General features: G+C 71.1%; 15 protein-coding genes and 1 pseudogene. 9 read left to right on the plus strand and 7 right to left on the minus strand.

Annotated elements, in window-relative coordinates; all coding sequences use genetic code 11:
• Positions 1–7: 7 nt before the first annotated feature.
• Complete coding sequence (locus ACGFIB_RS15205) at positions 8–496, minus strand: hypothetical protein (RefSeq protein WP_357238920.1); 489 nt, start codon at positions 494–496, stop codon at positions 8–10.
• 99 nt (positions 497–595) lie between these two features.
• Positions 596–1,315: a PIG-L deacetylase family protein gene (locus ACGFIB_RS15210; RefSeq protein WP_357259680.1), complete on the minus strand. Its 720-nt coding sequence runs from the start codon at positions 1,313–1,315 to the stop codon at positions 596–598.
• Between the two features lie 66 nt (positions 1,316–1,381).
• Between ACGFIB_RS15210 and pcrA the strand changes: the two genes are divergently transcribed.
• Positions 1,382–3,655, plus strand: coding sequence for a DNA helicase PcrA (gene pcrA / locus ACGFIB_RS15215; RefSeq protein ID WP_142569179.1), 2,274 nt, complete (start codon positions 1,382–1,384; stop codon positions 3,653–3,655).
• Between the two features lie 201 nt (positions 3,656–3,856).
• Here pcrA and ACGFIB_RS15220 read toward each other — a convergent pair whose 3' ends face one another.
• Positions 3,857–4,744 carry a hypothetical protein gene (locus ACGFIB_RS15220; RefSeq protein ID WP_357259151.1) on the minus strand — a complete coding sequence of 296 codons (888 nt, stop codon included), beginning with the start codon at positions 4,742–4,744 and terminating at the stop codon, positions 3,857–3,859.
• A 305-nt stretch (positions 4,745–5,049) separates the two neighbouring features.
• Between ACGFIB_RS15220 and ACGFIB_RS15225 the strand changes: the two genes are divergently transcribed.
• From ACGFIB_RS15225 to ACGFIB_RS15240, 4 genes are all read left to right on the plus strand, one after another.
• Positions 5,050–5,451, plus strand: coding sequence for a cobalamin B12-binding domain-containing protein (locus ACGFIB_RS15225; RefSeq protein WP_142569183.1), 402 nt, complete (start codon positions 5,050–5,052; stop codon positions 5,449–5,451).
• A 157-nt stretch (positions 5,452–5,608) separates the two neighbouring features.
• Positions 5,609–6,790 (plus strand): ADP-forming succinate--CoA ligase subunit beta, encoded by a 1,182-nt coding sequence (gene sucC / locus ACGFIB_RS15230; RefSeq protein WP_393372041.1) that lies wholly within the window; start codon positions 5,609–5,611, stop codon positions 6,788–6,790.
• Positions 6,790–7,662 carry a succinate--CoA ligase subunit alpha gene (gene sucD / locus ACGFIB_RS15235; RefSeq protein WP_142569186.1) on the plus strand — a complete coding sequence of 291 codons (873 nt, stop codon included), beginning with the start codon at positions 6,790–6,792 and terminating at the stop codon, positions 7,660–7,662. The genes sucC and sucD overlap by 1 nt, the downstream gene beginning before the upstream one ends.
• Positions 7,663–7,971: 309 nt before the next feature.
• The gene (locus ACGFIB_RS15240; RefSeq protein WP_393372043.1) at positions 7,972–9,633 is read left to right on the plus strand and encodes a cell division protein PerM; all 1,662 of its coding nucleotides are present in this window, start codon (positions 7,972–7,974) and stop codon (positions 9,631–9,633) included.
• Here ACGFIB_RS15240 and ACGFIB_RS15245 read toward each other — a convergent pair.
• The 3 genes from ACGFIB_RS15245 to ACGFIB_RS15255 form a co-directional block, all read right to left on the minus strand.
• Positions 9,612–10,034, minus strand: coding sequence for a MerR family transcriptional regulator (locus ACGFIB_RS15245; RefSeq protein ID WP_357259154.1), 423 nt, complete (start codon positions 10,032–10,034; stop codon positions 9,612–9,614). The two genes, ACGFIB_RS15240 and ACGFIB_RS15245, sit on opposite strands and share 22 nt — an antisense overlap.
• 19 nt (positions 10,035–10,053) lie before the next feature.
• Positions 10,054–11,085 (minus strand): MDR family NADP-dependent oxidoreductase, encoded by a 1,032-nt coding sequence (locus tag ACGFIB_RS15250; RefSeq protein ID WP_393372048.1) that lies wholly within the window; start codon positions 11,083–11,085, stop codon positions 10,054–10,056.
• A gap of 187 nt (positions 11,086–11,272) precedes the next feature.
• Positions 11,273–11,677 (minus strand): hypothetical protein, encoded by a 405-nt coding sequence (locus ACGFIB_RS15255; RefSeq protein WP_142569194.1) that lies wholly within the window; start codon positions 11,675–11,677, stop codon positions 11,273–11,275.
• 167 nt (positions 11,678–11,844) lie between these two features.
• Between ACGFIB_RS15255 and purN the strand changes: the two genes are divergently transcribed.
• From purN to ACGFIB_RS15275, 4 genes are all read left to right on the plus strand, one after another.
• On the plus strand, positions 11,845–12,501 hold the full coding sequence (purN, locus tag ACGFIB_RS15260) for a phosphoribosylglycinamide formyltransferase (protein ID WP_142569195.1): 657 nt from the start codon (positions 11,845–11,847) through the stop codon (positions 12,499–12,501).
• Complete coding sequence (gene purH, locus ACGFIB_RS15265; protein ID WP_357238931.1) at positions 12,498–14,039, plus strand: bifunctional phosphoribosylaminoimidazolecarboxamide formyltransferase/IMP cyclohydrolase; 1,542 nt, start codon at positions 12,498–12,500, stop codon at positions 14,037–14,039. The genes purN and purH overlap by 4 nt, the downstream gene beginning before the upstream one ends.
• 126 nt (positions 14,040–14,165) lie before the next feature.
• Complete coding sequence (locus ACGFIB_RS15270) at positions 14,166–14,333, plus strand: hypothetical protein (RefSeq protein WP_357238933.1); 168 nt, start codon at positions 14,166–14,168, stop codon at positions 14,331–14,333.
• 38 nt (positions 14,334–14,371) lie between these two features.
• A complete protein-coding gene (locus ACGFIB_RS15275; RefSeq protein ID WP_357238935.1) occupies positions 14,372–15,217 on the plus strand; it encodes a bifunctional methylenetetrahydrofolate dehydrogenase/methenyltetrahydrofolate cyclohydrolase in 846 nt (281 codons plus the stop codon).
• A gap of 359 nt (positions 15,218–15,576) precedes the next feature.
• Here the strand turns inward: ACGFIB_RS15275 and ACGFIB_RS15280 are convergent.
• Positions 15,577–16,182: pseudogene (locus ACGFIB_RS15280) on the minus strand (alpha/beta hydrolase); the annotation flags it as partial.
• Positions 16,183–16,521 lie beyond the last annotated feature (339 nt).

Genomic DNA, 16,521 nt, shown 5'->3' on the forward strand with positions numbered 1-16,521 from the left:
CCCGACGTTAGCGGGCCGTCTGGATACCCGCTGCGGGGCCGGTGGGCAGGGCGTTCGCCCGGCGGGCGACGACGAGGAACTGCACACCGAGGGTCACCCCGACGAACAGGAGCACGGAGCTCTGCGACGAGGCGAGGCCGAGGAAGGAGGTCAGGGCCATCATCGCGACCCGGACGGCGATGGATCCCACCCAGGCGATGAGGGTCGGGACGCCACCCTGCGCCCACGCCACGCCGCGCTGGTCACGCCACACGCGCGTCGTCATGGCCCGCAGCACGCCGAGACCGACGGCCATGAGGAGTTCCGCGACGAGCACCGCGATGCTCAGGGACGCGTGACCGGCGTCGACGAGCCCGCCGCCGCCGAGGCCGGCCAGGATCATCACTGCGGCGATGATCAACACCACGGGCCTGGCGACGGGCCTCGGCCTCATCTGCCGGTAGATCACGACGGCGACGACGACGAGGGTGAGGGCGATGATCTGCGTGGTTTCCATGCGCTCGACGGTAGGAATATCGGGCGCGCACCGGATCGGCGCGAGGGTGGAGATCGGACGAGCTCCACCCGGGGGTGGAGGCCGGGTCCGCCCCCAGGCTCAGGCGGTGATCACCCGCTGGAACGCCTCCGCGTACGAGCCCTCGGGGAGGCCTGCGGCGGCGGCGTGACCGGAGAGCATGCCCCTGATCATGCCGTCCAGGTCGGGGATGTGCGAGGTCTGGCTCTCGTGCGCGCGCAGCGCGGCGATCTTGCGGTCCACGGTCGAGGTGACGTCGACGTAGTGGTCGGGGGTCATGCCGCCGGTGAGCCACACCTCGCGGACGGTCCAGGCCTCCAGGCCCTCGTCGGCGAGCAGCTCGGGGAAGGCGTAGGGGTTGCGGGCGTCGGGGTAGACGGCGTCGAGGGTGGCGCCGCCGACCGCCCGGTGGTCGGGGTGGCTCGGACTGATCCGCGCGTAGTTGCGCTCGGGGGTCGAGGTGATGACCAGGTCCGGCCGCACCTGGCGGATCACCCGGGCGATGTCCCGCCGCAGGCCGAGCGTCTGCTCGACCGCGCCGTCCTGGTAGCCGAGGAAGCGCAGGTCGCTCACGCCCACGCACTTGGCCGCGGCCGTCTGCTCGGTCCGGCGCAGCGCCGCCATGCCGCCGTTGTCCACCGCACGGTCGAACCCGCCCGCGTCGCCATCCGTGACCAGGCAGTACGCCACCTCGGCCCCCGCCTCGGTCAACCGGGCGACCGTCCCCGCCGCGCCGAAGTCGATGTCGTCGGGGTGTGCGACGACCATCAGCACCTTCTTGAATTCCGCCTCGTCCAGCACGAGCAGCCCCTCCTCATGGTTCGGCACATCACCTTAAACGTGACTTGCCGGGCGAGTGGGCTCCGGATGTCGGCGCGCGGTCATAACCTAAGGAGAGTGTCCACCCGAGCCGCCACTCATCCGTTGCTCGACGGCCTCAACCCGCAACAGCGGGACGCCGTCATCCACCAGGGCAGTCCGCTCCTGATCGTCGCCGGGGCCGGCTCCGGGAAGACCAGGGTGCTGACGCACCGCATCGCCTACCTGCTGGCGGAGCGCGACGTCCAGCCGGGGGAGATCCTCGCGATCACCTTCACCAACAAGGCCGCCCGGGAGATGAAGGAGCGGGTCGACAAGCTCATCGGGCCGCGGTCCAGGGCCATGTGGGTCATGACGTTCCACAGCGCCTGCGTGCGGATCCTGCGGCGCGAGGCGAAGCGGCTTGGTTTCTCCTCCAGCTTCTCGATCTACGACCAGGCCGACTCCCAGCGGCTCATGGCGATGGTCTGCCGTGAGCTCGATCTCGATCCCAAGCGCTACCCGCCACGGTCCTTCTCGGCCCAGGTCAGCAACTTCAAGAACGAGCTGATCGACTACGAGACGGCGGCCGACCGGGCCTCGACCCATCTGGAGCGGACGCTCGCCGAGGCGTACCGCACCTACCAGCGGCGGCTCACCGAGGCCGGCGCGATGGACTTCGACGACCTGATCATGCTGACGGTCACGCTGCTCCAGCTCTTCCCCGACGTGGCCGAGCACTACCGGCGGCGGTTCCGGCACGTGATGGTCGACGAGTACCAGGACACCAACCACGCGCAGTACACGCTGATCCGCGAGCTGGTCGGGCGGCCCGAGGTGCGCACCGTCGACGGCGACGTGGTGCGGGAGGGCGTCGAGCCCTCCGAGCTGGTGGTGGTCGGCGACGCCGACCAGTCGATCTACGCCTTCCGCGGCGCGACGATCCGCAACATCCTGGAGTTCGAGCGCGACTATCCGGACGCGCGGACGATCCTGCTGGAGCAGAACTACCGCTCCACCCAGACGATCCTGAACGCCGCCAACTCGGTCATCTCTCGCAACGAGGGCCGCAAGCCGAAGAACCTGTGGTCCGACCAGGGCGCGGGCGCAAAGATCATCGGCTATGCGGCCGACAACGAGCACGACGAGGCCATGTTCGTCGCGCAGGAGGTCGACCGGCTCGGCGACGACCACGGCGTCGCCCCCGGCCAGGTAGCGATCTTCTACCGCACGAACGCCGCCTCCCGCGTGTTCGAGGAGATCTTCATCCGCACGGGCCTGCCGTACAAGGTCGTGGGCGGGGTGCGGTTCTACGAGCGCAAGGAGGTCAAGGACCTGCTCGCCTACCTGCGGGTCCTGGCCAACCCGAGCGACACGGTGTCACTGCGGCGCATCCTCAACGTGCCCAAGCGCGGCATCGGCGACCGCGCCGAGGCGATGGTCGAGGCGTTCGCCAACCGGGAGCGCATCGCCTTCTGGGATGCGCTGCGCCGGGCCGACGAGGCGCCGGGGGTGGCCACCCGATCGCTGAACGCGATCCGCGACTTCGTCGCGTTACTCGACGAGCTGCGCGCCAAGGAGCTTCCGCTGTCCGACCTGGCGGAGGAGGTGCTGAGCTCCACCGGCTACCGGACGGAGCTGGAGACCTCGGGCGACCCGCAGGACGAGAGCCGGCTGGAGAACCTCAACGAGCTGATCTCGGTGGCCGCCGAGTTCGAGGAGGCGAACCCGGAGGGCACGCTCGTCGACTTCCTGGAGCAGGTCTCGCTGGTCGCCGACGCCGACCAGATCCCCGAGGGCGACGACAGCGGCGGCGTGGTCACGCTGATGACCCTGCACACCGCCAAGGGCCTGGAGTTCCCCGTGGTCTTCCTCACGGGCATGGAGGACGGCGTCTTCCCGCACATGCGCTCGCTGAGCGACCCGAAGGAGCTGGAGGAGGAGCGCAGGCTGGCGTACGTCGGCATCACCCGGGCCAAGGAACGGCTCTACCTGTCCAGGTCGGCGGTCCGCTCGGCGTGGGGCGCGCCGTCGTTCAACCCCGCCTCGCGCTTCCTGTCCGAGGTGCCGGGCGACCTGGTCGAGTGGCGCGGCGACCCGGGCAAGACCGCCTGGTCCGCCGCGACCTCCCGCCCGGCGGCCCGTACGGCTCCCGCGCAGAAGACGGGTGGCCGGCAGGTCCCGAACCTGTCGCCGGGCGACCGGGTCACCCACGACACGTTCGGGCTCGGCACCGTGGTGGCCGTGGACGGTCAGGCCGAGAAGACGCGCGTGAAGATCGACTTCGGCAGTGAGGGCGAGAAGACCCTGCTGCTCGCCTACGCCCCGATCGACAAGCTCTGAGCCGCTGCTGCCCGGCGCCCGTGCTCCTGGGGCGTACGAGGCGGCGGCGATTGGTTGGGCGGCCGGGCGGGAAACCCGCTCCGGCCGCCACCTGTGCCCGGCCCCCGGGTGGCGGTCACCCTGGGACCGGCCGCCTCTGCCTCACACCTCGCGGGGGGCTCGGCAGCGCGGTGTCACCCGTGCGCGGGTGGCCGACGCGACTCAGTCGCCCAGATTGATGGTGTCCGGCATGTCGGGCACGCTGCCGAGAAGGTCGGCCAAGGTCGCGACCTGGCTCTTCGGCGGCGCCTTGACCGTGACCCTCGAACCCCAGCCGACGAACGAGACGGCGCTGCTCGCGTCGACCTCCATGGTCATCTTCTTGTACTTGAGTTTCAGCGTCAGGGTTGTCTGGACCTTCCGTATGAGCTGGTCGCCGCCCACCCACATCTTCCAGGCGACCACGGTCTTGGCCTCGGAGGCGGTCAGGCCCTTCTTCAGGCTCGGCTCAACCGCGGCGAGCTGCTTCAGCGTGATCGCGCCCCGGTAGAGCGTGGTCCTCGCGCCGTTGACGACGCCGCCCGCGCCCTTGGCCTTCGTGGTCGCGAGCACCGCCTTCAGGGTGCGCGCGTCCAGCGGGTTGACGGGCACGCCGTTGCTCCCCAGCACGTCGGCCGGGTTTTTCCCGGGCGTGCGCAGCCACTTCTTGCCTGCGGGGAACAGGCTGGAGAAGACGCCGCCGGTGACGTAGGCCGTACGGCCGACGGTGATGGTCCGGGTGGGCTTGTCGGCGCCCTCGAGATCCTCGTCGAGCAGGGCGCCGTAATTGATTCTCCCCGTCACGTCGGATCCGGTGACACCGGAGCGGCCGAACGCGAGGCGGCCCTTGGCGCTGGACTTGACCGTGGCAACGCCACCGACGTCGATCGTCTCCGAGGACGTGAACCGGACGCCACGGCCGGGGACGAATGCCTTTTTGAGCGCGGCCGTGGGGTCCAGGGGCCGGGCCTGGCTGTCGGTGGTGGTGTGAGCCTGCGCGGGGGCGGCGACGGCGGGCGCCACGAGCGCGGCCGTCGCGGCGCACGCCAGCGCCATGAGTGCTCGCTTCAAGGTGATTCCTCCCGTAAGTGCCCTCGTGATCATGAGGGCAGCCGGGAAATCTTCTCCAAAAATGATCACAAGGGTGTCACGAAAATCCACATTTCCTGTGAGTTTTCATTTTGTAATCCGATATGCGGGCTGATTGTCATTCGCTGCGAAAGTTCGGATGCGTTCCGCTCGAACGTGGGCACGGTGATCCGTCAGGAGAGGCGGGGCTCGTGAACGGCCGGCGGGCGGCCGATGCGGGGCCGTTCCGCGGTCCGGACCCGGGCGGCGGTTACGCTTCGGGCAGCGGGCACCGTAAGGAGGTCTTCATGGCAGGCAGGATTCGGGTCGTCGTCGCGAAGCCGGGGCTCGACGGGCACGACCGCGGGGTCAAGGTGGTGGCGCGGGCGCTGCGCGACGCGGGCATGGAGGTCATCTACACCGGCCTGCACCAGACGCCGGAGCAGATCGTCCGTACGGCGATCCAGGAGGACGCGGCGGCGATCGGGCTGTCCATCCTGTCCGGCGCCCACATGACGCTGTTCGCCCGGCTCTTCGAAGTGCTGCGTGAGGAGGGTGCTGAGGACATCGTCGTGTTCGGCGGTGGCATCATCCCCGAGGCCGACATTCCCGAACTGGCCACGATGGGGGTCGCGAGGATTTTCACGCCCGGATCCACGACACAGGAGATCGTGGAATGGGTCCGTTCGGCGGTTCCCGCCATCGTTTAGGCAATTTGCCCAACACTGCCGTACTCCTGGATTGTTGGCAAGGCTCCAGCGGGACCCGGCGACGCGCGCACGCTCGTACGGGGACTAGGCTTCATGCGCGGAAACGCCGGGCGGGACGACGGCGCCCGGCCTCGGACATCAAAAGGGACGGACCCTCGTGGACCTGTTCGAACATCAGGCGAAGGAGCTCTTCGCGGAGTACGGCATCCCGGTGCCGCGCGGAATCGTCGCGCACACCGTGGAGGAGGCGCGGGCGGCTGCGGAGCAGCTCACCGGACGCGTTGTCGTCAAGGCCCAGGTCAAGACCGGCGGGCGCGGCAAGGCCGGCGGCGTGAAGGTGGCCGACGACGTCGCCGACGCGCAGGCGAAGGCGACGCAGATCCTCGGCATGGACATCAAGGGCCACACGGTCCACAAGGTCCTGATCGAGGAGGCCAGCCAGATCGCGGAGGAGTACTACTTCTCCTTCCTCCTCGACCGTGCCAACCGCACCTTCCTCGCCATCTGCTCCGCCTCCGGCGGCGTGGACATCGAGGAGGTCGCGCACACCGCGCCGGAGAAGGTGGCGAAGGTGCCGGTCAGCCCGCTGACGGGCGTCGACCGCGCCAGGGCCCGCGAGATCGCGGTGGCGGGCGGCCTGCCGCAGCAGGCGCTGGACGGCGCCGCCGAGCTGATCGAGAAGCTCTGGGCCGTCTTCGTCGACGAGGACGCCTCGCTCGTCGAGGTCAACCCGATGATCCTGTCGGCCGACGGTCAGGTGAAGGCGCTCGACGGCAAGGTCACCCTCGACGAGAACGCGGACTTCCGCCAGGCGGAGCACGCCGCGTACGTCGACAAGGCCGCGGAGGACCCGCTGGAGGCCCGGGCCAAGGAGAAGCACCTCAACTACGTCAAGCTGGACGGCAACGTCGGCATCATCGGCAACGGCGCGGGCCTGGTCATGTCCACGCTCGACGTCGTGGCGTACGCGGGGGAGGAGTTCCCCGGCCAGCCCAAGCCGGCCAACTTCCTCGACATCGGCGGCGGCGCCTCGGCCGAGGTCATGGCGAACGGCCTGGAGATCATCCTGTCCGACCCGTCGGTGAAGTCGGTCTTCGTGAACGTCTTCGGCGGCATCACCGCCTGCGACGCGGTCGCCAACGGTATCGTCTCGGCCTTCCAGCTTCTGCAGGGCCGGGGCGAGGAAGTGACCCACCCGCTGGTCGTCCGCCTGGACGGCAACAACGCCGCCCTGGGGCGGCAGATTCTGGCCGACGCCGCGCTCCCGCGGGTCGAGCTTGTCGACACCATGGACGAAGCGGCCAAGCGCGCCGCCGAGCTCGCCGCGGTAGGTGCGTAATGGCTATCTGGCTCACCGAGAACAGCAAGATCATCGTGCAGGGCATGACCGGCGGTGAGGGCACCAAGCACACCCGCCGCATGCTCGCCGCCGGTGTCAAGGTCGTGGGCGGCGTGAACGCCCGCAAGGCCGGCATCACGCACGAGGGCCTGCCGGTCTTCGGCACGGTCAAGGAGGCCATGGAGCAGACGGGCGCCGACGTGTCCGTCGTCTTCGTGCCCCCGGCCGCCACCAAGGCCGCCGTCCGCGAGGCCATCGACGCCGAGATCCCGCTGTGCGTGGTCATCACCGAGGGCGTGCCGGTCCACGACACGACCGAGTTCTGGGCGTACGCCGTCTCCAAGGGCAACAAGACCCGCATCATCGGCCCGAACTGCCCCGGCATCGCCTCGCCGGGCGCCTCCAACGCGGGCATCATCCCGGCCGACATCACCACCAAGGGCCGCGTCGGCCTAGTGTCGAAGTCCGGCACGCTGACCTACCAGCTCATGTACGAGCTGCGTGACATCGGCTTCTCCACCTGCGTCGGCATCGGCGGCGACCCGGTCATCGGCACGACGCACATCGACGCCCTCCAGGCGTTCCAGGAGGACCCGGAGACCGACGCGATCGTGATGATCGGCGAGATCGGCGGCGACGCCGAGGAGCGCGCCGCGGCCTACATCGACGAGCACGTGACCAAGCCGGTCGTCGCCTACGTCGCCGGGTTCACCGCGCCCGAGGGCAAGACCATGGGCCACGCCGGCGCGATCGTGTCCGGCTCCGCCGGCACCGCCCAGGCCAAGAAGGAGGCCTTGGAGAAGGTCGGCGTCCGCGTGGGCCGCACGCCCAGCGAGACCGCCCGCCTGATGCGCGACATCATGTCCTCGTGATCTTGTAGTTTGTCGCAGGCGGCCCTTTGGCCTGCGCCACCATCGTTGGTGATCATGCAGTCGCCGGGCGATCGGCGCTCCTGCCAGCGGTTTCGCCATTCGTGACCTTGCACTTTCCGATGAAGTGCAAGGTCACGATGCGTATGAGCCCAGGTCGCAGAGGTGTCCGCGATTTTTCTGCAAGATCACGGATGCTCCGTGTCCAGCTCGGGCGGCTGATGTGCAACAAACTACAAGATCACGGCGATTTTGGGGGTGGGCGGCGTGGCGACGTGGAAGGAGACCGCGGGGCTGGGATGATGCGGTAGCGTGACGGGCCTTCTCGATCAATTCAGGACCGCTCCCCGCGCCGTGCTCGGCCGCATGGGCGGCGGCGACGACGAGGAGACCCGCCGGCCGCTTCCCGTCTCCGGCATGCTGGCCGCGGTCGGGACGCTCGGCGTCGGCCTCGCCGTGCTCACCACGCTCACGCTCATCGGCTGGATGGCCGCGCCTCGCGGGCCGTTCGGCGAGGGCCTGCCCGGCGTCTTCCGCACGGCCTGCCAGCTCTGGCTCGCGGCCCACCACGCCGGTTTCGCGATCCCCGGCGGCCGGGTGGGCCTGCTGCCCATCGGCCTGATGATCCTGCCGGGGGTGCTGCTCTACCGGGCGGGCCTGTGGATGGCGCGGGACGCCGACCTGCGGGTGCGGATGCCGGCCCGGCTGCCCAAGGGCACGCCGCGCGACCTTGAGAACGCCCGGCGCCGCGCCCAGCTCGTGCTCATCGCCCAAGCCGGCATCTCACTGGCCGCGCCGTACGCGCTGCTCGCCGGGGTGATCGCCCTCGTCTCCGGCAACGAGATCATGCAGCCGTTCCTGGGGGAGGCGCTGGTCAGCCACCTGCTGCTGGCCTTCGTCACCGGCTCGGTGGCCACCGCCCGCACGATCGGGCCGTGGCGGTCGATGCTGCGCCTGCTGCCGGAGCGGCCGCGGTCGCTCGTGGTCGGCACGGCCGTCGCGACCTCGCTGATGCTCGTGGCCGGGGCCGTACTGGTCCTCGGGGCGGTGGTGGTCGACTTCGCCCGGATCCAGCAGATGTCGGAGGTCCTCAGCCCCGGAGTTGTCGGCGGACTGCTGCTCCTGCTCCTGGAGGTCCTCTACTTCTTCAACGCCGTCATCTGGGGCATGGCCTACATCTCGGGGCCCGGTTTCGCCGTGGGCGTCGGGACGCTGGTCGCGCCCACCGGGGTCAAGCTGAGCGCGGTGCCCATGCTGCCGCTGCTGGGCGCCCTGCCGTCGCCCGGCGCCGCGCCCACCTGGGCCATGGGCGTGATCGCGGTGCCGTTCGCGGCCGGGGCGGTCGCCGGCGTGGTGACGGCCCGCGTCGCGCCGACTCCGTCGATCGAGGCCGCGCCGCTGTGGGGGTTCGTCTGCGGGATCACCTCCGGCCTCGTCGCGGGAACGCTCGCCGCGCTGTCGGGCGGCCCGCTCGGCGGGGCGGGCCTGGCCGCTGTGGGGCCCTCTCCCTGGGAGGTGGCGCTGTCGGTCACGCTCGAGGTCGGCGTGGCCGCCGGCATCTCGGCCGGCATCGCCAACTGGTGGCTGATCTCCCGGCGGCCCGCCACCCCGCCCGAGCCGGTGCGGAAGGCCGGCGCCGCGATCGCCAAGGCGGCCGGGCGGGTACGGCCCGCCCGCGGCGCCCACCTGCCCGGCCACTGGCTGGACGCCACCGAGGCCGACACCCAGCCGATCCCGGTCATCAGGGACGACTGGACCGACGAGCACGCCGCGGCGGCGGCGGAGACCTTCGACGACATGGGCGCGCGGCAGGCCGGCGCCGCTCCTCCGGCAGCCGGCATCCCGCGCGGACCGGCCGCGAAGCGTCGTGCCCCGAGCCCCCCGCCGAAGCCGCGCAAGGACATCGTCGACGAGAGCGACGACCGCGGGGGTCACGTCATCTACGTCGATCCCTACGTCTGGGACCGCGACTGAGCCCGCGAAGGAGGCTCGGCGACGGCCGAGGCGAGGCGGTCGCGCAGGTCCGTCAGGCGGGCGATCTCGGCGTCCAGGACGGCGATCCGGCGTTGCACGATGCCGCTTCCACCGCCGCTTTCGCCTCCGGCGCTTCCGCCGGAGCAGCCGGGGCTGCCGTACGGCGGGAGCGTGTCGCCCTCCAGCAGGTCCAGGCGGTCGGCGCAGCGGGCGACGTCCTCGATGGTCAGGCCGAGGGCGAGCAACTGGCGCACCAGGCGGATGCGGGCGATGTCCCGCGGACCGTACTCCCGCTGGCCCGACGAGGTACGCGGAGGCGGCAGGAGCAACCCACGCTGCTCGTACAGGCGCAACGCGCGTGGCGTGGTCCCGGCCGCCGCCGCGGCGTCGCCGATCCGCATGAGCCCTCCTGTGCCGTCCTCAGACTTCTACGACGACCGTTCCCATGTGCCGCCCCTCGAACAACTCACGTAACGCCCGCGGCGCCTGTTCGATGCCCGTGATCCGCGTGTGCGGGAAGACGACGGCGCCCGAGCGGAGCCAGGCGCCGAAACGCTCCGTCCACTCCGCGTGGATCTCGTCGCCGACGCCGGTGAGGCCGCGGAGGGTGATGTTCCTGGCGATGAGCTGGAAGGCGTCCAGCTCCACCGGGGCCGTCGTGCCGCCGGACGCGGCCGACAGCTGCGTGGCCAGGGTGCCGACCACGACGATGCGGGCACCGGGCCGCGCCGCGGCCACCGCCGCCTGAAGCTGCTCGCCGCCGACCGTGTCGACGACCACGTCGACGCCGCCGGGCGCCGCCTCGGCGAGCCGCCCGCCGATCGGGCTCCCGTCGCGGAGCACCACCGCGTCGTAGCCGAGCTCGGCGGTCATCCGCGCGGCCTTCGCCGGGGAGCCGGTGGTGCCGATGACGCGTGCCGCGCCCAGCAGCCGGGCGATCTGGCCGGTGAGCGACCCGACGCCTCCGGCGCCCCCGGTGACGAGCACCGTCTCGCCCGCGCGCAGGCGGGCGATCCGGGTCAGGGCGGCGTACGCGGTGGCGCCCGACGCCAGATGCGCGGCCGGATCGGCCAGGGCGTCCCCCAGCGGCGCGGACACGGGGACCACGGCGTACTCACGCCACCCCTGGAAGTGCGCGACCAGGTCGCCCGGCCGCAGCCCGCCGTCATCCGTGCCCTTGACGAAGGGGGCCGTGACGACCTCGCCGACGGCCGGGCCGAACAGCGTGTCTCCGGGACGAAGCGGCGGGAAGGGCGTGCCCGGCACGCCACCGGCGATCAGCGTGCGCAGCGAGGGGAAGACCTGGAACCAGCGGTTGCGCACCAGGGCCTCACCGGCTCCCGGCACGGGCAGCGGGACCTCGGCCACGGTCAGGTGCTCGGGGCCGGGAAGGCCGGACGGAACCTCGGCGAGCCGGATCTCCCGTGCGGTGCGCGGCAGGGGTCGGGGCATGGTTCGGGGCATGGGGAACTCCCACGGTGTCAAGGGGAACAGTGTCGGAGGGGAACGGTGCCGGAGGGGAACCGTTCGTGCGGCGCAGCCGCACGGCCCCGCGACGCTAACCCCTGACCCGTGCGTCAGAGGCAAGACCGTGGGAGCCGTCCGCGACGGCGCGGACGGCTCCCATGCGGTCGTGCGTTCAGGCGGGGGCCGGGACGCCCTGGGGCCAGGCCACGCCCATCTTCTGCTCGAACGCCCGCATCAGCTGCTCGGAGCAGTCCTGCTGGGCCGCCACCGTGCCCGCGCCCTTGCGGCACTCGTTGTACGCGGTGAGCTCGTCGGAGAAGTAGAGCTGGAACCCGGTGGTCACGATCCCCAGCACGAAGGCGAGCGACGAGAGCACGACGGCCCCGGTCGCCATCCCGATCCCGCGTCGTTCGCGGTTGAGCAGGCGCAGGTCACGGATCGCGATGACGACCGCGAACAGCGACAGCGCCAGCCCGGCCGCCGGCAGCATCAGTGTGAAGACGAGCGCCATGAGGGCGAGCACGAGGGCCCTGCGCCCTCCGGTCGCAGGGGTCGGCGTCTGTAGGGGTGGTGTCACGGTCTTCTCGCCTCGCGTTCCGCATAACCCGTCGTAAGTCGTGATGGCCGGCGCCCGATACGCTTTAGCTGCGTTGAGGGACGGCCCTCCACGCTCGACCACTCTCTAAGGAACCATCTCCCGGCAATCACCTGCAAAACGAAGGCAGCTTACGAAGGAGTTCCGCTCTGTCCGTCCGGCTCGTCGTCCTCGTCTCGGGTTCGGGGACCAACCTACAAGCGCTGCTGGACGCGGCGGCAGACGACGCGTTCGGCGCGTCCGTCGTGGCCGTCGGGGCCGACCGTACCGGCATCGAGGGCCTTGCCCGGGCCGAGCGCGCCGGCGTCCCCACGTTCGTCGAGAGCGTGGGCGACCATCCCACCCGGGAAGAGTGGGACGAGAGGCTGGCCGGGCGCGTCGCCGAGCACAAGCCCGATCTGGTGGTCTCCGCCGGGTTCATGAAGATCCTCGGCCCTCGCATGCTGAGCGCGTTCCCCGTCGTCAACACCCATCCGGCGCTGCTGCCCGCCTTCCCCGGCGCGCACGCCGTGCGCGACGCCCTCGCGTACGGCGTCCGCGTCACCGGTTGCACGGTCCACCTCGTCGACGCCGGCGTGGACACGGGCCCGGTGATCGCCCAGGAGGCGGTGCCCGTACGGGAGGGGGACGACGAGGAGTCGCTGCACGAGCGAATCAAGACGGTCGAGCGGCGTCTCCTCGTCGAGACCGTGGGCCGCATGGCCCGCGAGGGCTGGACCCTGACCGGGCGGACTGTGCGCCTGGGGACGGGACGAGTCGCAGGACAGGCCGCAGAAGGCCGGACACCAGGAAGGATCACGAAGTGACCCGCATCGCCATCCGCCGTGCGCTGATCACCGTTTACGACAAGACGGGTCTCGAAGACCTGGCGCGGGGGCTCGAAGCCGCGGGCGTGGAGATCGTGTCGACCGGCGGCACCGCCGCCGCGATCGCCTCCTACGGCGTGCCGGTCACGAAGGTGGAGTCGCTCACCGGATTCCCCGAGTGCCTGGACGGACGGGTGAAGACCCTCCACCCGCGCGTCCACGCCGGGCTGCTCGCCGACGGCGCCAACTCCTCCCACGTCAAGCAGCTGGAGGAGCTGGAGATCGAGCCGTTCCAGCTCGCGGTGGTGAACCTTTATCCGTTCGCCGCCACGGTCGCCTCCGGCGCCTCCGACGCCGAGTGCGTCGAGCAGATCGACATCGGCGGGCCCGCGATGATCCGCGCCGCCGCCAAGAACCACGGCACGGTGGCCGTGGTCGTCGACCCTTCGGCGTACGGCGAGGTGCTCGCCGCGGTCGCCGAGGGCGGCTTCTCGCTGACCGAGCGCAGGAGGCTGGCCGCCACGGCGTACGCGCACACCGCCTCCTACGACGTCGCGGTCGCGTCCTGGTTCGCGAACGTGTACGCGCCCGAGGGCGACTGGCCGTCCTTCATGGGCGCGGCGTGGAAGCGCAAGACCGCCCTGCGGTACGGCGAGAACCCGCACCAGGGAGCGGCCCTCTACACCGGCGGCGAGGACGGCCTGGCCAACGCCGAGCAGCTCCACGGCAAGGAGATGTCCTACAACAACTACGTGGACGCCGACGCCGCCTGGCGCGCCGCCTGGGACTTCGCCGAGCCGTGCGTGGCCATCATCAAGCACGCCAACCCCTGCGGGATCGCGGTGGGCGCCGACGTGGTCGAGGCGCACCGCAAGGCGCACGAGTGCGACCCGGTCTCCGCGTACGGCGGGGTGATCGCGGTCAACCGCGAGGTGACCCGCGAGCTGGCCGAGCAGATCGCACCGATCTTCACGGAGGTGGTGGTCGCGCCGTCGTTCGCGGCGGACGCCCTCGACGTGCTCCGGGAGAAGAAGAACATCCGCCTGCTCGCCTGCCCGCAGGGACCGTCGAACGCCGCGGAGTTCCGCCGCGTCGACGGCGGCCTGCTCGTGCAGACGGTGGACCGGGCGGACGCGCCGGGCGACGACCCGTCCACGTGGGAGCTCAAGGCCGGAGAGGCGGCCTCGCCCGAGGTGCTGGCCGACCTGGCCTTCGCCTGGCGGGCCTGCCGCTCGGTGAAGTCCAACGCGATCCTGCTCGCCTCCGGCGGCGCGACCGTCGGCGTCGGCATGGGCCAGGTCAACCGGGTGGACTCGGCCCGGCTGGCGGTCTCCCGGGCCGGCGAGCGCGCGACCGGGTCGGTCGGCGCCTCCGACGCGTACTTCCCGTTCCCCGACGGCCTGCAGGTGCTGGCGGAGGCCGGGGTGAAGGCGATCGTCGAGCCGGGCGGCTCGATCCGCGACGAACTGGTCGTCGAGGCGGCGAAGGAAGCGGGCATCACGCTCTACTTCACCGGCACCCGGCACTTCTTCCACTGATCGAGAAGTCCGACGTACCGCCATGGAGGGGCGGCTGTCGGGATGGATGGGATGAAAAAGGCACGATCACCCCTAGGGGGCGGTTAGCCTGAAGCGCCCACCCCATCCTCCCCACGGAGTCCCTCCATGCCCCTTGACATGATCATGAGCTCTTTCGCGACGATGAACGGCGTGTGGAACAGCCCCATCGCGCTGCTGCCCGTCGTCGCGCTGGCCGCCTACTTCGGTTGGCGCATCGTGGAGTTCATTCCCTTCACCCGCCGGATCATCGAGCGGCGCGAGGGGGGACGGTAAAGCACTCGGAATGACCACCCGGAAGGACAGGGAGAGCCATGACCGCGCGGCTTCTGGACGGCAAGGCAACCGCCGCCAAGATCAAGAGTGAGCTGGCGGAGAGGGTGAAGACCCTGGCCGGCCGGGGTGTCACCCCCGGCCTGGGCACGATCCTCGTCGGTGAGGATCCGGGCAGCCAGATCTACGTCGCGGGCAAGCACCGCGACTGTGCGGAGGTCGGCATCACCTCCATCCGCAAGGACCTTCCGGACAGCGCCACCCAGGCGGACGTGGAGGCCGCGATCGACGAGCTGAACGCCGACCCGGCCTGCACGGGCTACATCGTCCAGTTGCCGCTGCCGCGTCACCTGGACACTCAGGCGCTCATCGAGCGCATGGACCCGGCCAAGGACGCGGACGGCCTCCACCCGGTCAACCTGGGCAGGCTCGTCCACATGGTCGACGCCCCGCTGCCGTGCACCCCGCGCGGCATCGTGGTCCTCCTCCAGGAGTACGGCGTGCCGCTCAAGGGCGCCGAGGTCGTCGTGGTCGGCCGGGGCATCACCGTGGGCCGGCCGCTGGGCCTGCTGCTCACCCGCCGCGCGGAGAACGCCACCGTCACGCTCTGCCACACCGGCACCCAGGACCTGGCGTCCCATGTGCGCCGGGCGGACATCGTGGTCGCCGCGGCCGGGGTGCCCCACCTCGTGACCGCCGACATGGTCAAGCCCGGCGCGGCCGTGCTCGACGTGGGCGTCTCCAGGGTCGACGGGAAGCTCACCGGTGACGTGGCCCCCGACGTACGCGAGGTCGCGGGCTTCGTCGCCCCCAACCCCGGCGGGGTGGGGCCGATGACCCGGGCCATGCTGCTGGCCAACGTCGTCGAGGCCGCCGAGCGGGGCTGATCCGGCGACCGGGCCTGATCCGCCGACCGGCGGGATCTCCCGGCGTTCTCCCCGCGCATGGGGACGCCCCCGTGCCGGGACGGCGCCTGCGCGGGCGCGTGCAGTTGCTGGGCGAGCCAGGGCAGGGCCTGGGGGAGCTCCCTGTTCCAGGTGGCGAAGTTGTGGCCCCCGCTCGGCAGGATCAGCGAGGACACCCGCATGGGCGCCCTGACCGCCGCCGTGAACTCCGTCGTCGCCCGGTAGCCGGACTCGCCCTGACGGCTGCTCGCCACCAGGACGGACACCGGCGGGGCCGGCAGGTTGGCCAGCCGCCACATCAGGTCGTTCTCGTCCTGGAGTCGCCGGTTCCCGCCGAACAGGTCGCCCGTGGTCACATCCACCAGAGCGTGGAAATATCCGGACAGGGACACCGCGGCCGAGAACGTGTCGGGGTGCCGCATGGTCAGCTTGAGTGCGCAGTAACCTCCGGTCGAGTCGCCGAGAACGCCCCAGTTGGCGGCTCCGGTGCCGACCCGGAACGCCGCTGTCACCGCCCGCGGCACGTCCGCCGTGAAGTACGTCTCGACCTGCGGCCCACCCGGCACGTCCACGCACTCGGTGTCCCGGGGCGGCGCGATCGTGGGGCGCATGAGCACCAGGACGGTCGGGCGGATCTCGTGGGTGAGGATCGAGGTCGCCGCGCGTGTGGGCAGGTCGAGCCGGCTGACCAGGTTCTCCTCGTCGCCCGGATAGCCGGTCAGGCCGAGGATCACGGGGAAGCGCCGCCCGGCGTACTTCGGGTCGAAATACTGCGGCGGCAGGTACACGTACGCCGGCGAGCTCAGTCCTGTCCTCGCCCCGGCGATCGTCACCTGCTCCAGGCGCCCCGCGGGCAGGCCGGCCTTCGGCCTGGTGACCCGCACCGGCCTGCTGTCGAGCACCCGGACGAGGCCACCGCCGGCCGCCGTACCCGCCGGGTCCGCCATGATCGCCGGCGCGTCGGTCGCGTTCGTCCCCAGCAGGTCGCCCCACGAGCCGAAGAACCCGAAGTACGCGTTGACCACGACGGCGATCGCGAGCACCAGCAGGGCCTGGTCCGCGACCAGCACGCCTGCCCGCACGGCGATGGAGCGCCAGGACGGCCCGCTCAGCCGGGGCCACAGCCAGACCGTCGCGACCAGCCCGCCGACGGCGAGCGCGACGAACAGGACCTGCACGTGCGCCGTTGTGAGCCCCAAATCCGGCCTCTCCTAAAGTCCCCCGTAGTGCCGGTTCATGCAAAGGTACCCGCCAGGCGTAAGAGAGCGGTTAAGGATCGCGATCCG

It is taken from the genome of Microbispora bryophytorum, from assembly GCF_043197435.1.
GTDB classification, from domain to species: Bacteria; Actinomycetota; Actinomycetes; order Streptosporangiales; family Streptosporangiaceae; genus Microbispora; species Microbispora bryophytorum.

Coding starts and splice junctions, on each gene's coding strand:
- ACGFIB_RS15205 (WP_357238920.1), bottom strand. CDS start 496: ATGGAAACCACGCAGATCATCGCCCTCACCCTCGTCGTCGTCGCCGTC.
- pcrA (WP_142569179.1), top strand. CDS start 1,382: ATGTCGGCGCGCGGTCATAACCTAAGGAGAGTGTCCACCCGAGCCGCC.
- ACGFIB_RS15225 (WP_142569183.1), top strand. CDS start 5,050: ATGGCAGGCAGGATTCGGGTCGTCGTCGCGAAGCCGGGGCTCGACGGG.
- sucD (WP_142569186.1), top strand. CDS start 6,790: ATGGCTATCTGGCTCACCGAGAACAGCAAGATCATCGTGCAGGGCATG.
- ACGFIB_RS15245 (WP_357259154.1), bottom strand. CDS start 10,034: ATGCGGATCGGCGACGCCGCGGCGGCGGCCGGGACCACGCCACGCGCG.
- ACGFIB_RS15250 (WP_393372048.1), bottom strand. CDS start 11,085: ATGCCCCGACCCCTGCCGCGCACCGCACGGGAGATCCGGCTCGCCGAG.
- ACGFIB_RS15270 (WP_357238933.1), top strand. CDS start 14,166: ATGCCCCTTGACATGATCATGAGCTCTTTCGCGACGATGAACGGCGTG.
- ACGFIB_RS15275 (WP_357238935.1), top strand. CDS start 14,372: ATGACCGCGCGGCTTCTGGACGGCAAGGCAACCGCCGCCAAGATCAAG.